Origin of the sequence: Thiobacillus sp. (assembly GCF_030696885.1) — a bacterium.
In the GTDB taxonomy this organism is placed as follows: Bacteria; Pseudomonadota; Gammaproteobacteria; order Burkholderiales; family Thiobacillaceae; genus Thiobacillus.
On sequence record NZ_JAUYRI010000018.1, the window covers coordinates 1 to 14135 of the forward strand.

The 14135-nt window shown below is 63.8% G+C and carries 12 protein-coding genes; 9 read left to right on the top strand and 3 right to left on the bottom strand.

The features are described 5' to 3' along the window. On the bottom strand, positions 1-2522 hold a 2522-nt coding region (locus Q8R61_RS09905), incomplete at its 3' end, for a transcription-repair coupling factor (RefSeq protein WP_305536734.1). An 84-nt stretch (positions 2523-2606) separates the two neighbouring features. Between Q8R61_RS09905 and ppa the strand changes: the two genes are divergently transcribed. The 7 genes from ppa (at position 2607) to Q8R61_RS09940 (ending at position 11445) form a co-directional block, all read left to right on the top strand. Beyond that, positions 2607-3155: an inorganic diphosphatase gene (ppa, locus tag Q8R61_RS09910; protein WP_305536736.1), complete on the top strand. Its 549-nt coding sequence runs from the start codon at positions 2607-2609 to the stop codon at positions 3153-3155. A 122-nt stretch (positions 3156-3277) separates the two neighbouring features. Next, complete coding sequence (locus Q8R61_RS09915; RefSeq protein WP_305536738.1) at positions 3278-3829, top strand: metallophosphoesterase family protein; 552 nt, start codon at positions 3278-3280, stop codon at positions 3827-3829. A gap of 180 nt (positions 3830-4009) precedes the next feature. Then, a complete protein-coding gene (locus Q8R61_RS09920) occupies positions 4010-6091 on the top strand; it encodes a PhoX family phosphatase (protein WP_305536740.1) in 2082 nt (693 codons plus the stop codon). Positions 6092-6357: 266 nt separating this feature from the next. Next, positions 6358-7641 (top strand): CoB--CoM heterodisulfide reductase iron-sulfur subunit A family protein, encoded by a 1284-nt coding sequence (locus Q8R61_RS09925; RefSeq protein ID WP_305536742.1) that lies wholly within the window; start codon positions 6358-6360, stop codon positions 7639-7641. Then, positions 7642-9873 (top strand): FAD-dependent oxidoreductase, encoded by a 2232-nt coding sequence (locus Q8R61_RS09930; RefSeq protein ID WP_305536744.1) that lies wholly within the window; start codon positions 7642-7644, stop codon positions 9871-9873. It begins immediately after the preceding gene. A gap of 13 nt (positions 9874-9886) precedes the next feature. Then, entirely contained in the window at positions 9887-10519 is a 633-nt protein-coding gene (locus Q8R61_RS09935) for a 4Fe-4S dicluster domain-containing protein (protein WP_305536746.1), read from the top strand. Between the two features lie 14 nt (positions 10520-10533). Next, on the top strand, positions 10534-11445 hold the full coding sequence (locus tag Q8R61_RS09940) for a CoB--CoM heterodisulfide reductase iron-sulfur subunit B family protein (protein ID WP_305536748.1): 912 nt from the start codon (positions 10534-10536) through the stop codon (positions 11443-11445). 95 nt (positions 11446-11540) lie between these two features. On the opposite strand, the gene Q8R61_RS09945 is transcribed toward Q8R61_RS09940, so the two are convergent. Continuing rightward, complete coding sequence (locus Q8R61_RS09945; RefSeq protein ID WP_305536750.1) at positions 11541-12383, bottom strand: sulfite exporter TauE/SafE family protein; 843 nt, start codon at positions 12381-12383, stop codon at positions 11541-11543. A 163-nt stretch (positions 12384-12546) separates the two neighbouring features. On the opposite strand from Q8R61_RS09945, the gene Q8R61_RS09950 reads away from it, so the two are divergent. Next, entirely contained in the window at positions 12547-12855 is a 309-nt protein-coding gene (locus Q8R61_RS09950) for a hypothetical protein (protein ID WP_305536752.1), read from the top strand. A 27-nt stretch (positions 12856-12882) separates the two neighbouring features. Beyond that, positions 12883-13431, top strand: a complete 549-nt coding sequence (locus Q8R61_RS09955; protein WP_305536754.1) for a flavin reductase family protein — start codon at positions 12883-12885, stop codon at positions 13429-13431. Between the two features lie 108 nt (positions 13432-13539). On the opposite strand, the gene Q8R61_RS09960 is transcribed toward Q8R61_RS09955, so the two are convergent. Further along, entirely contained in the window at positions 13540-13971 is a 432-nt protein-coding gene (locus Q8R61_RS09960; protein ID WP_305536756.1) for a BON domain-containing protein, read from the bottom strand. Between the last annotated feature and the right edge of the window lie 164 nt (positions 13972-14135).

A 14135-nucleotide genomic window follows, 5' to 3' on the forward strand; every position in this document is an offset into this window, starting at 1 on the left:
ACCTGTTCCAGTTCGCGTTCGCCCTGCTGGCCGTGGCCGACGCGAATGCGCGCTTCCGGCAGCAGCTTTTCGAGCCGCTCGCGCATGGCCTCGATGGTGCTGACTTCGTTGTGCAGGAAATACACCTGGCCGCCGCGCTTCAATTCGCGCAGCACCGCTTCGCGAATCAGTCCGCCGGAGAACGACTGCACGAAGGTCTTCACCGCCAGCCGCTTCTGCGGTGCCGTCGCGATCACCGAGAAATCGCGGATGCCTTCGAGCGACATCGCCAGCGTGCGCGGGATCGGCGTTGCGGTCAAAGTAAGAACATCCACCTCGGCACGCAGTGCCTTCAGCTGTTCCTTCTGCCGCACGCCGAAGCGGTGTTCCTCGTCGAGGATCACCAGGCCGAGGCGGGCGAACTTGACGTCCTTCTGGATCAGTCGGTGGGTGCCGATGACGATGTCGAGCTTGCCGTCGGCCAGCGCCTGCAAGGCTGCAGCCTGTTCCTTGGGGCTGCGGAAGCGCGACAGCTCGGCGAGCTTGATCGGCCAGGCCGAGAAGCGGTCGGAAAAATTATGGAAATGCTGTTCGGCCAGCAGCGTGGTCGGCACCAGCACCGCGACCTGGTGGCCACCCATTACCGCCATGAAGGCGGCGCGCAGCGCGACTTCGGTCTTGCCGAAGCCGACGTCGCCGCACACCAGCCGGTCCATTGGCTTGCCCGATTGCATGTCGGCCATCACCGCGGCGATCGCAGCCGCCTGGTCGGGGGTTTCCTCGTAGCCGAAACCCTCGGCGAAGGCTTCATAGTCGTGCAGCGAGAACTTGAACGCATGGCCTTCGCGCGCCGCACGCAGTGCGTACAGGTTCAAGAGTTCGGCCGCGGTGTCACGCGCCGCCTGCATCGCGCGGCGGCGCGCCTTTTCCCACTGGTCGGTGCCGAGCTTGTGCAGCGGCGCCGCGCCTTCGCCTGCACCGGAATAACGTGAGATCAGGTGCAGGTTGGCGACCGGCACGTAGAGCTTGTCGCCCTTGGCGTATTCGAGCTGGAGGAACTCGGTGTCGCCGTCGCCGAGGTCCATGTTGATGAGGCCGAGGTACTGGCCGACGCCGTATTGCGCGTGCACCACCGGGTCGCCGGGCTTGAGCTCGGAGAGGTCGCGCAGCAGGTTGTCGATTTGCGTCGCACGGGCTTCGCGCGCGCGACGCGTCTTCGGCGGGATCGCGTAGAGCTCGGTTTCGGTGATGACGGCAAGTTTTCCGTCGGCTGTGACAAAGCCTTCGGCCAGCAGGCCGTGTGTGAGCAGGATGCGCGTAGCGTGCGACCGGCTGTCGGCCCAGCTGTCGACGAGCGTCGCCTCGAGGCCATGTTCTGCCAGGTATTCGTGCAGGGTTTCGCGCCGCCCGGCCGAGGGTGCGACGATGAGCACCGTGCCCGAAAAACCGTCAATGAAGTGCTGCAGCTTGGCGACCGGGTGCGCCTCGCGGCGGTCGACCGAAATCGGGGGCACGGCATGCGCCAGCCCGCTGCCGCTCTGTTCCACATCGAGCCGATCGTAGGTTTTGGCCAGACTGAAAAAGGCGTCGGTCGCCAGAAACAGCTCGGCGGGCGGCAACAGCGGCCGGTCCTTGTCGCCCGACAGCAGGCGGTAGCGGCCCTGGGCATCGGTCCAGAACGCCTGCCCGGCCGGGTCGAGCGCGCCGTGCGCGACGATGCGGGTTTGTTTCGGCAGGTAGTCGAACAGCGTGGCGGTGTCTTCGAAAAATAGCGGCAGGTAATACTCGATTCCAGCGGGTGCAAGGCCGTTGCTGACGTCCTTGTACAGCTTGGATTTCGACGGATCGCCCTCGAAGCGTTCGCGGAAATTCTGCCGGAAGCGGGTGATGCCGGTTTCGTCGAGCGGAAATTCGCGCGCGGGCAACAGCCGCACTTCGTTGACCGGATAGATGCTGCGCTGGGTGTCGACGTCGAACGCGCGCAGCGTCTCGATCTCGTTGTCGAACAGGTCGATGCGGTAGGGCAGGGCGCTGCCCATCGGGAACAGGTCGATCAGGCCGCCGCGCACCGAGAACTCGCCCGGCGCGAACACCTGGTTCACATGCGTGTAGCCGCCCAGCATCATCTGCGCGCGGAAGGCCGCTTCGTCGAGCGTGTCCTTCTGCTTGAGGAAGAAAGTGTGGGCGGCCATGAAGGCCGGTGGCGCCAGCCGGTACAGCGCGGTGGACAGCGCGACCACGGCGATGTCGAACTCGCCGCGCGAAATCTGGTATAGCGTCGCCAGCCGCTCGGAAATGAGGTCCGGATGCGGCGAAAACGTGTCGTAGGGCAGGGTTTCCCAGTCGGGGAAGGCGCAGACCCGCAATTGAGGGTCGAACCAGCGTAATTCCTCGGCCAGCCGGTTCGCGTCCCACGCGCTCGCGCACACCACCGCCAGCGGCGCGGCGTGGCGCGCCAGCTCGGCGAGATAGAGCGCATCGGCGGCGCCGGCAAGGCCGGACTGGCGGTGGCCAGGGGAAGGGACGGTGGGGGAAAACAGCATGCAAAAAGTCGAATTATACGGGGGAGCGGAGCCCGATGGCGGGCAGGTATAATCCCGCCTTTCCCGTTTTCAGCCCTGAATCCCATGAGCCTCGACCGCGTCAGTTCCGGCCGCAACCTGCCCGACGATTTCAACGTCATCATCGAAATCCCCGCCCACGGCGAACCCATCAAGTACGAAGTCGACAAGGAATCCGGCGCGATGTTCGTCGACCGCTTCATGTCGACCGCGATGCATTACCCCTGCAACTACGGCTACATCCCGCACACGCTGTCGGAAGACGGCGACCCGGTCGACGTGCTGGTGATCACCCCGATCCCGTTGATTACCGGCGTGGTGGTGCGTTGCCGTCCCGTCGGCATGCTGAAGATGACCGACGAAGCCGGCGTCGATGGCAAGCTTCTGGCGGTGCCGGTCGACAAGCTGTGTGGCCTCTACAAGGGCGTCAACAAGCCCGAAGACCTGCAGCCGCTGTTGCTGGCGCAGATCTCCCACTTCTTCGAGCACTACAAGGATCTCGAAAACGGCAAATGGGTCAAGGTCGACGGCTGGGTCGGCATCGACGACGCCCGCGCCGAAATCCTCGCCGGCGTGGAGCGCTACAACAACGCCAAGGATAAGCCGGCTTTTTAGGATTTAGGATCTAGGGGATGAGCGGCTTCGCCGCGCCTCGTGAATTCATGAAATGCGGCGAAGCCGCACAAGGCCCCCTAATCCCTGGCTCCTAACCCCTAGCTCCTGCACCCTGATCAACCATGAAAATCTGCATCCTCTCCGACTCCCACGACAACCGGCGCCTGCTCGGCGCGGCGGTCGAGCACGCCAAGGCGAACGGGGCAGAAGCGGTGCTGCACTGCGGCGACGTGGTCGCGCCGACCACGCTGCGGGTGCTGCAGAAATACGAACTGCCGGTGCACGTCATCCACGGCAACAACACCGGCGACCTCTACAACATGGGCCGACTCGCTGCCGAGCCCAACAGCGTGATCCGCTACCACGGCCAGGACGCCGCGATCACGCTGGCCGACCGCAACCTGTTCTTAGTGCACTATCCCCACTACGCACAGGCGCTCGCTTGCACCGGCGACTACGACCTCGTCTGTTGCGGCCACGACCACAAGTCGAGCATCGCGCAGGTCGCCACCGTCAAGGGCACCACCACCTGGCTGATCAACCCCGGCACCGTGGGTGGCGTCGGCAACCCGCCCACCTACATCATGGCCGACCTCGCGACGATGCAGTTCGATATCGTCGCCGTCGAGGCTGCGCCGGCGTCCATCCTGCCGCCGGTCACGCCGCACGTCTGACCGGCGCGCCGCGTTGCTGCGTCCCTGATTCCTGACGCAGCGCTAGCGGACATGCATTTGTCCGCGATTCTTCATCAAGCTGTCACCCCGGGTTTTTAAAGTGCCTGTGCACGCGAGGCACGGGATCGAAGGACATGGGTGTTCGCGTTGCATTTCCCTATTCAACGCGAGAGGAACCACATGTTTTCCAATGACGAATCGAACAACCCGTCGACGAATCCGTCGATGCAGGATGTGATCGACAACTGCGATCACGGCCGCCGCTTTTTCCTCAAATGCTCGCTCGGGACGGCTACGCTGGCGACCTTTGCCGGCGCGGGTCTGGGCACTCTGAGCACCAGCGCGCTCGCCAAGGGCGGCAAAGGACACACCCACAAACCGCTGATCGGCTTTACCCCGGTTGCCGCCAGCACGCTGCCGATGACCGATGCGGTCACGGTGCCCGATGGCTACAGCGCACGCGTGGTGCTGGCATGGGGCGATGCGCTGTCGTCCGGTCCGCACTGGGATCCGGCGACCGAGATGACCGAGGCGGTGCAGCTGCGCACCTATGGCGCGAACACCGACGGCATGCATTTCTTCCCGTTCTCGCAGTCGGAGCGCGAGGGCAGCAAGCGCGGCCTGCTGGTCGCCAACAACGAATACAACGACCCGGGCCTGGTGCACAACACCCTGACCTATGCGACCGACATCATGACGCTGGAGCGTGCGCGCACCCAGCAGGCGGCACACGGCGTCAGCATTGCCGAACTGATCAAGCCGCACCGCAAGGGCGGCTGGGAAGTGCAGCGTCCGTCGAAGTATGCCCGTCGCATCACCGGCAACACGCCGATCAAGGTGTCCGGCCCTGCGGCCGGCCACGCGCTGATGAAAACCGCCGCCGACCCGAGCGGCATGGTGGTGCTGGGCACGCTGAACAACTGCGCCCACGGCCATACGCCCTGGGGCACCTACCTGACCTGCGAGGAAAACTGGAACGGCTACTTCGGCACCAACGAAGCAGCGCTGACCCAGACCCCGAATGAGCGGCGTTATGGCGTGACCCGGACCGGCTTCGGCTACCGCTGGCATGAAGTCGACCCGCGCTTCGACGTGCGGGTGAACCCCAACGAGCCGCATCGCTTCGGCTGGGTGGTGGAAATCGATCCCTTCAATCCAAAGAGCACGCCGGTCAAGCGTACGGCGCTCGGCCGCTTCAAGCACGAAGGCGCCTGGGTGGTGACGGATAACCGCGACAACCTCGCCGTCTACATGGGCGACGACGAGCGCAACGAGTACGTGTACAAGTTTGTTGCTAAGGGCAAGTACGACACGCGCGGCGACAACCGTTCGCGCCACCATCGCAACCTGCTGGACGAAGGCACGCTGTACGTTGCACGTTTCAACGCCGACGGCTCGGGCGTTTGGCTGCCGCTGCTGTGGGGCCAGAACGGCCTGACGCCGGAGAACGGCTTTGCCGACCAGGGCGAGGTGCTGATCAAAACCCGCCAGGCAGCCGACCGCCTGGGCGCGACCATGATGGACCGTCCCGAGTGGGGCGCGGTGCATCCCGAGACGCGCGAGGTCTACATGACCATGACCAACAACAGTCGCCGCGGCAACACGCCGGTGTCGTCGAACAATCCCAATGGCGCCAACAGCGCCGGCGGCGCCAACCCGGCGGTCGATGCATCCAATCCGCGTCCCGACAACGACTACGGTCACATCGTGCGCTGGCGCGAGACGGGCAACCGCGTCACCGCCACCACCTTCGAGTGGGATCTGTTCGTGCAGTGCGGCGACAAGTCCACCGCCAAGACGCTGGGCGCCAGCTACACGCCGGGCGAATTCGGCGGCCAGACCGTGGGCTACGAAGGCAACATCAACGGCGACGACTACGGTGCGCCGGACGGCCTGTGGTTCGACCCGGACGGCCGTCTGTGGATCCAGACCGACCAGGCGGGCAACGCCCAGGGCGACTGGGTCAATATCGGCGGCAACGTCATGATGTGCGCTGATCCCGTCACCGGCGAAACCCGCCGCTTCCTGACTGCGCCGCCCAACGCCGAAGTCACCGGCGTGGTGACAACGCCGGACGGCAAGACCATGTTCGTCGGCATCCAGCACCCGGGCGAAGACTGGGAACTCGGCTACACCCAGAACTCGTCCTGGCCCGACAACGGCGCCAACGGCCCGACCACGCAAAGCGCCAACGGCGTGTCCAAGCCGCGCTCGTCGGTGATCGTCATCAGCAAGGACGACGGCGGCGTGATCGGTAGCTGAGCACCTCCTGCAGGCGAGACGGGCGAGGCTGCGGCCTCGCCCGTTTTTTTGCCTGGCTATGAATTCGGCTGGTACGGCCGCACCATCAACACTTCCTTTATTCCCGCATAGAAAACTTCGATTGAGATAGCAGACTTGCCCGTGGCGGCGGGCCGGGGCTTCGGAGTACCATTCCAAGGATTGAATTTCGGGCTAAAAACCCGGCTGCCCGGGCGGTCTTTCGGGCGGCTTCGAATAATTTGCATCCATCGGATGGAGGAAACACAATGACGGAGCATGTTGCGACCAACGAGACGATTCTCGTGGTGGGCGGCGGGATTTCCGGCATGACCGCTGCACTCGAGGCGGCCGAAACCGGCAAGAACGTGGTCCTGGTTGAGAAAAATCCCGCACTGGGCGGACGCACTTCCCAGCTGTATCGTTACTTTCCCAAGCTGTGCCACCCCACCTGCGGTCTGGAAATCAACCTGCGCCGTCTCAAGGGCAATCCGCGCATCCGCGTGCTGACGCTGGCCGAAGTGACCGGCATCGAAGGCAGCACAGGCAACTACACCGCCTCCATCAAGATCAAGCCGCGCTATGTGAACGAGAACTGCACCGCCTGCGGCGACTGCGGGCGCGCGGTGGACACGATGGTCGACGACCCCTTCAACTACAACCTCGGCCAGCACAAGGCGGCCTATCTGCCGAACGCGATGGCCTATCCGCAGCGCTTCGTGCTTGATCCGGCGATCATTGGCACGCCCGATGCCGACCGCGCGAAAGCCGCCTGCAAATACGGCGCGATCGACCTCGACATGAAAGAGGAAACGATCCAGGTCAAGGCCGGCGCGGTGGTGTGGGCAACCGGCTGGCAGCCTTACGACGCGAAGAAGATTCAACCCTACGGCTACGGCCGCTTCAAGAACGTGATCACCAGCGTCGAGTTCGAGCGCCTGGCCGACATCCATGGCCCGACCGGCGGCAAGATCCTGCGTCCGTCGGACGGCAAGGAAGCGAAGAACATCGCCTTCATCCAATGCGCCGGATCGCGCGACGAGAACCACCTGCGTCATTGTTCGCGCATCTGCTGCATGGCGTCGCTGAAGCAGACGCATTACGTGCGCGAGAAATATCCGGAAGACGGCAAGTCGACCATCTACTACATCGACATCCGCGCAATCGACCGCTTCGAGGATTTCTATCAAAAAGTTCAGGCCGATGCGTCGGTCAGCTTCATCAAGTCCAAGGTCGCCAAGATTACCGAAGACGAGCACGGCAACGCGGTATGTCATGGCGTCGATACCGAAGGCTACAAGCGCTACATGACGCCGCACGACCTGGTGGTGCTGGCGGTCGGCATGGAGCCCTCGGTCAAGGGCATCAACATTCCCGGCCACATCGTCGCGGATTCGAGCGGCTTCATCGAAGCCGATCCGGCCAACGGCGCGGTATTCGGCGCCGGCTGCGCGTCGAACGCGCTGGACGTGAACCGTGCAGTGCAATCGGCGACCGCTGCCGCATTGCGCGCGATTCAGGTGGTCAACAAAGTCGCAAAGGCGGAGGCATAAATGGCTGACATCAAAGTCGCAGCGTATATCTGCAAGGGCTGCGGACTGGGCGAGCGTCTCGACACGGACGCGCTGGTCAAGATCGCACAGAAGGACGGCAAGGTGCCGATGGCGAAGACGCATGATTTCCTGTGCAACGCCGACGGCGTGGCGATGATCAAGAACGACATCGCCAACGAGGGCGTGACCCACGTAATGATTGGCGCCTGTTCGCGCCGTGCCAAGACCGAGGCGTTCCACTTTCCCGAAAACGCGGTGGCGCGCGCCAACCTGCGCGAAGGCGTGGTCTGGATTCGCCCCGACACCGACGAGGCGCGCGAGACCACGCAGGAAATGGCGGAAGACTACATTCGCATGGGCTGCGCCGAAGTGAAGGCGATGACCGCGCCCGGCGGCAACCCCAACACCGGCGGCAGCAAGACCCTGCTGGTGGTCGGTGGCGGCGTGACCGGCATGACCACCGCGATCGAGGCATCGAAGACCGGCTACCCGGTGGTGCTGGTCGAGAAATCCGGCGCGCTCGGCGGCTGGGCCGGCATGCTCTACAAGCGCACCCCGGTGCACGAGCCCTACAAGTCGCCCGCCGACACCGGCGTGGCTGACCTGGTATCGCAGGTGATGGGCGACAGCAACATCAAGCTGTATCTGAACGCCACCATCGCCAAAACCGACGGCGCCCCCGGACGCTTCGTGGTCGACATCGCCACCGAATCGGGTGCGAGCCACACCGAGGACATCGGCGCCATCGTGCAGGCGACCGGCTTCACGCTGTATGACATGAACAAGCTGCCGGAACTCGGCGGCGGCAAGTCGCCCAACGTGGTCGACCAGGCCGGGCTCGAAGCGCTGGCGAAAACCGCCGCGGCGGGCGATGGTGTGATCCGCCGGCCCAGCGATGGCCAGCCGGTCAAATCGGTGGTGTTCGTGCAGTGTGCCGGCCAGCGCGATCCGACTGGCACGCACCTGTCGTACTGCTCGGGTTTCTGCTGCAACGCCAGCATCAAGCAGGCGATGTATTTCAAGGACACCAATCCGGCGGTCGACACCACGATCATCTACACGGATCTGCGTACGCCCGGCAACGGCGAGGATTTCTACCGCAGCGCGCAGGAGAAGGGCGTCATCTTCACCAAGGGCAAGGTGGCCGAAGTGGTGCCGAACGGCAACACCAGCACGGTGAAATTCAAGGACCTGATCCTGGGTGACACCGATGCGGCCATGGCCGATGTCGACCTGGTGGTGCTGGCAACCGGCCAGGTGGCGAACTCGGGCATCAACATCGATGCGGTGGCCGAGAAAGCGGAAGAGGGCGTGGTGGAAGTCAAACCGATTTCCATCCTCAACCTGACCTACCGCCAGGGCAAGGACGTACCGCAACTGAAGCAGGGTTTCACCGACTCGCACTTCATCTGCTTCCCCTACGAGACCCGCCGTACCGGCATCTATACCGCCGGCCCGGTACGTCGACCGATGGACATCGCGCAGGCGCGCGAGGATGCAACCGGTGCTGCGCTGAAGGCGATCCAGGCGCTGGAAAACGCCGAACTCGGCCGCGCCGCGCATCCGCGGTCTGGGGATTTGTCGTTCCCGAAAGTGCGTCTGGAAGGCTGCACCCAGTGCAAGCGCTGCACGGTCGAGTGCCCGTTCGGCGCCATTGACGAGGACGAAAAGCGCTTCCCGGTGTTCAACGAATCGCGTTGCCGCCGCTGCGGCACCTGCATGGGCGCCTGTCCGGTGCGCGTGATCTCGTTCGAGAACTACTCGGTCAACACCGTCGGCGCGCAGATCAAGGCGGTCGACATCCCTGACGAGTTTTCCGAAAAGCCGCGCATCCTGATCCTGGCGTGCGAGAACGACGCCTACCCGGCGCTCGACATGGCCGGCATGAGCCGCAACGAGTATTCGGCTTTCGTCCGCATCATTCCGATCCGCTGCCTGGGTTCGGTCAACACCATCTGGATCACCGATGCGCTGAACGCCGGCTACGACGGCGTGATGATGATGGGCTGCAAGTCCGGCGACGAATACCAGTGCCACTTCGTCAAGGGCTCCGAACTGGGGCGCGTGCGGCTGTCGAAGATCGACGACACGCTGAAGACGCTGAACCTGGAAAAGGAACGTGTGCGCGATCTCGAAGTCGCCATCACCGACATCGAACGGGTGCCCGACATGATCAACAAGTACGCCGCCGAGCTGGTTGCTGTCGGCCCCAGCCCGTTCAAAGGCTTCTAGTCAGGAGATCAGCATGAGCGCAAATACCGCAGTGGCGGAGAAATACCGCAACAATTTCCTGAAGGAAATCGAAGAACAGGTCGAGATGGGCGACTGGGTGAAGATGTGCATGCAATGCGGCGTCTGCTCCGGTTCCTGCCCGACCAATTTCCAATCGGCGTGGGAGCATCCGCCACAGGAGCTCTTCATGATGATCCGCGCCGGCAAGCGCGAGGAAGTGCTGACCTCCAGCTCGATGTGGAACTGCACGTCCTGCTACAACTGCATCGTGCGCTGCCCCAGGAAGCTGCCGATCACCCACATCATGCACGGCATCGCCGAATACGCGCACCGGCTCGGCATGGCGCCGAAGATGCAGGCCACGCGCTTCTTCTCGGGCCTGTTCTGGAAAAACGCGACCAAGACCGGCCGCGTCAACGAACTGAAGCTGTCGATGGGCCTGTACTTCAAGGACGGCTTCGTCCAGGGCATCAAGAACGGCATGGCGATGCAGGCGGTCGCGCTGGGCCTGGTCAAGGCCGGGCGATTGAACGTGATGGAACTGCTCGGTGGCCACAAGTGCAAGGACCAGAAGGGCATCCAGGCAATGCTGGCAAAAGCCTACGAAATCGAGCGTACCCGCAAGACCGCCAAGCTGGCGGGCTGAGGAGAGAGACAGACATGGCCAAACATGAATACGCGTTTTACCCCGGTTGTTCGTCGCAGAAGGGCGCTTCCGCCTCCAACTACCTGACCTCGGTCGAGTCGATGTGCAAGACGCTCGACGTCAAGCTGACCGAGATACCCGACTGGAACTGCTGCGGCGCGTCGATCGGTTATGCCGAAGCCGGCGAACTGCCGCGCCACGTCCTGAATGCGCGCAACTTCGCGCTGTCCGAGCAGCACCTGCCCGGGCAGGAGATCGTCGCCACCTGCGCCGCCTGCTGGCTGGGCGCGCGCGAGACGCGCGAACGCCTGACCCACTCCGACACGCTGATGTCCGATACGCGCGAAGCGCTGAAGGAAGCCGGCCTCACGATCAACGAAATGCCCAACATCCGCCACATGGTGGAAGTGCTGATCGAGGACCTCGGCTTCGACGAAATGGCGAAGCATGTCGTGCGTCCGCTCGAAGGCGTCAAGATCGCGGGCTACGTCGGCTGCCAGACCAACCGTCCGTTCGGCGTCGCCGGCGAATCGTTCGAGAACCCGGTCTACCTCGACAAGATGGTCGAAATGGTCGGCGCCGAATCGATTCCCGAGTACGAGCAGAAGGTGACCTGCTGCGGCGGCGCGCTGGCGTTCTCCGAGCCCGAGAAGGCGCAGGCGCAGATCAAGGACATCGTCGAATCGGCCTACGACCACGGCGCCGAAATGATCGTCACGCCGTGCCCGCTGTGTCAGGCCAACGTCGAGATCTATCAGGGCCAGATCAACAAGCGCTATGGCACCAAGTTCGACATCCCGGTGATGTACTACAGCCAGCTGATGGTGGTGGCCTACGGCGGCAGCGCCAAGGATGCCGCACTCAACGGCCAGGTCATCAAGGCACGCCGGCTGGAGGAAATCGCCGCCAAACCGGTCAAGCGCTGAGCGGTTTTGTGTAAGCAAAAAAACAGGGGCTGCGTGCCCCTGTTTTTTCGTGCATGCGGGTGGCGCCTGCGGAGGCGGGCTGCGCACAAGCGGATTCAGTGCAGGCTGGCCAGCGCGTATCCGCCCACATAACCGCCCGCCAGCAGCGCCAGCACCAGGGCGAGCCCGAGTTCGAGCGCGCGCTGCGGCACATGCTTCTGCATCCGGGCGCCGGCATACATGCCGGCCACGCCCCCCACGCCGAACAGCATGCCGAGCATCCAGTCGGGACGCGTCTCGACACCGGGTGGGCCGGGCATGAGCTGATACAGCGCCACACCCGCCACAGACGTCACGAAGGTGCCAAACAGGGCCGCCCCTGCGACCTGATGCAGCGACAGCGCGAACAGCGCCACCAGCACCGGTGCCATGATCGCGCCGCCGCCGATGCCATAGGTGCCGCCGATGACGCCGACGACCAGAGCGATGGCAAAAACCGGCAGATGATGCCGTCGGCTGTCCGGCATGGCGGGCGCCGTTGGCGGCCTGTCTGAATGGTGTTTCTTCAGCATCAGGCGGACGGCGAGGCCCAGCAGCACCAGGCCGACAAACAGTTTGAAGGCGCGCGGGTCCGGCAACCAATGGACGCGCAGCCACCAGCCCGCCAGCAGGCCCGGCAGCGTGCCGGCAGCGATGACCCAGGCCAGCCGCCAGTCCATGCGGCGTTCGCGCGCGTAACGCCAGACGCCGGATGGGATTGCCACCAGGTTGAAAACGAGATTCGTTGCGGACACCGAGGGGGTCACATAGCCCAGCACGCTCATCTGGAACGGCAGCAGCAGGAACGCGCCCGATACCCCGACCATCGAGGTGAAGAACGAGATGATGAAAGCCACCAGCGGCGGCACCCAGAGCGGAACGGTGATCCCGGCGACTTCGAAGAACATGTCCGTCATCATGCCATCAAGCCGGCAGGGCGGCCATGCAGTCTGCTGCGCATTGCCCCGCGTCGATCAGGCTGCACCCACAACCCGGCCAGTTTGAATTTGTAGGACGTTATGCGACGTTCCGTCAGTCCGAACATGACGGTATCCTTACGTTTTGTTCCAGAAATCGCACGCCATGAAAAAAGCCAAAGACCTCAACGAACTGATCGATCTGGTGCACGAAGCCGTGTACGAGGTCGACGAACTGCGCGCCTGTCTCGAGCACGACGACGAGGAAGCCTCGGTCTACACGCCTTATCTCAACACGCTCGACACCATGCTGCGCGCGCTGCACGAATCGATGACGTCGGGAACCTACAGCGGCGTAGGGAAGGGCGGCGACCTCGACTTCATGCCGCTGTTCAAGAAACACGAGCGCGACATTCCCTTTCGCGAGCTGCTGCGCACGATCAACGCGACGCATCGCGAAGGGTATGAGGCCTGACGAGACATCAGCCAGGGGCCATCCGCCATGAGCATTCACAACCCGGTCAAACGGCTGTTCCTGACGCTGACCGAAGGCGTCTACGTGATCGGGGTGGGAGAAGGGGACCTGGGCAACGCCTTCACCGCCACCTCGGTGATGCAGGCGTCGATGCGACCGCCGTTGCTGGCGATCGCCGTCAATCCCGAGAACGCTTCTTACCCCTTGATCGTGGAACGGGGTGTGTTCTGTGTAACGGTCCTGCAGCGCGATCAAAGCGCGCTGGCCGACTTATTTGGCAACCACAGCGCGCGCGACGAAAACAAGCTGTGCGCAGTACCCTGGCATGCAGCGCCATCTGGCGCGCCGGTACTGGATCAGGGGTTGGCCTATTTCGACTGCCGAGTGGTGGCGAGTCATCCCGCCGGTGATCACGTGGTTATGCTGGCCGAAGTCACCGGGGGCGATTTTCTGCAACCACGCGCCCGCCCGCTGCGCTACGACGAGCTGGGGAATATGGACGGCAGCGACGAACTGCTGCCGGATCACCTCGGCGCTTCCAGGGGGGACGACGACGTGCGCTCGAACGAGCAGTAAGCGCAGGAGCCAAGCCCGCTACCGGATCGATAAGCGGGTTCAGGAGGCGGCAGGGCGGTCAGGCGGCGCAGGGGCGACTGGCCCCGGGCCTGAGCCGGCCCCGGCGAATTACTGGGTGGTGAGCTGGTTGTCGACGCGCACCACACCCTCGGTGCCTTGGGCAATCTGCGTGGCGAGTTCCTTCGCCGCATCGTTCTGCACCGTGCCGGTCAGGCTCACCACACCCTGCACGGTGTCGACCGAGATCTGCAGGCCCTTGAGGGTGTCATCGAGCAGATATTTGCTCTTGACCGTGGCCGTGATCGACGCGTCGTCGATGGCTTGGCCGGCCTGGTCAGCGCGGCGCTCCATCGAGTCGCCCATGTCGCTGGCCGTGCTGCGGGTTTCATTGGCGGCGTCATCCATTCTCTCGCTGACGCTCGGCTCGGTGACCATCGGATCGGCGACCTCCGGTTCGTCGGGCGTGCGGTCGCAGCCGGCGGCGAACAAGGCAAGACTGGAAACAAGCGAGATCGCGGCGATGCTGGATACGTTTTTCATGGGGCGCTCCTTGGTTGTGATGAAAAAAACAGGAATAAACGGCTGCGCAACGAACCTGGCACGCGACACGGCAAGCCGATTCGGCGTGCCGTGGCCGTTTCCCGGTTACCGGGGTGTCGGCAACTCAAGTGCACTTTACGGGCCGCGTTGTCCTACGCGTATAG

Coding starts and splice junctions, on each gene's coding strand:
- Q8R61_RS09940 (WP_305536748.1), top strand. CDS start 10,534: ATGGCCAAACATGAATACGCGTTTTACCCCGGTTGTTCGTCGCAGAAG.
- Q8R61_RS09955 (WP_305536754.1), top strand. CDS start 12,883: ATGAGCATTCACAACCCGGTCAAACGGCTGTTCCTGACGCTGACCGAA.
- Q8R61_RS09930 (WP_305536744.1), top strand. CDS start 7,642: ATGGCTGACATCAAAGTCGCAGCGTATATCTGCAAGGGCTGCGGACTG.
- Q8R61_RS09920 (WP_305536740.1), top strand. CDS start 4,010: ATGTTTTCCAATGACGAATCGAACAACCCGTCGACGAATCCGTCGATG.
- Q8R61_RS09960 (WP_305536756.1), bottom strand. CDS start 13,971: ATGAAAAACGTATCCAGCATCGCCGCGATCTCGCTTGTTTCCAGTCTT.
- ppa (WP_305536736.1), top strand. CDS start 2,607: ATGAGCCTCGACCGCGTCAGTTCCGGCCGCAACCTGCCCGACGATTTC.
- Q8R61_RS09950 (WP_305536752.1), top strand. CDS start 12,547: ATGAAAAAAGCCAAAGACCTCAACGAACTGATCGATCTGGTGCACGAA.
- Q8R61_RS09935 (WP_305536746.1), top strand. CDS start 9,887: ATGAGCGCAAATACCGCAGTGGCGGAGAAATACCGCAACAATTTCCTG.
- Q8R61_RS09925 (WP_305536742.1), top strand. CDS start 6,358: ATGACGGAGCATGTTGCGACCAACGAGACGATTCTCGTGGTGGGCGGC.
- Q8R61_RS09945 (WP_305536750.1), bottom strand. CDS start 12,383: ATGATGACGGACATGTTCTTCGAAGTCGCCGGGATCACCGTTCCGCTC.
- Q8R61_RS09915 (WP_305536738.1), top strand. CDS start 3,278: ATGAAAATCTGCATCCTCTCCGACTCCCACGACAACCGGCGCCTGCTC.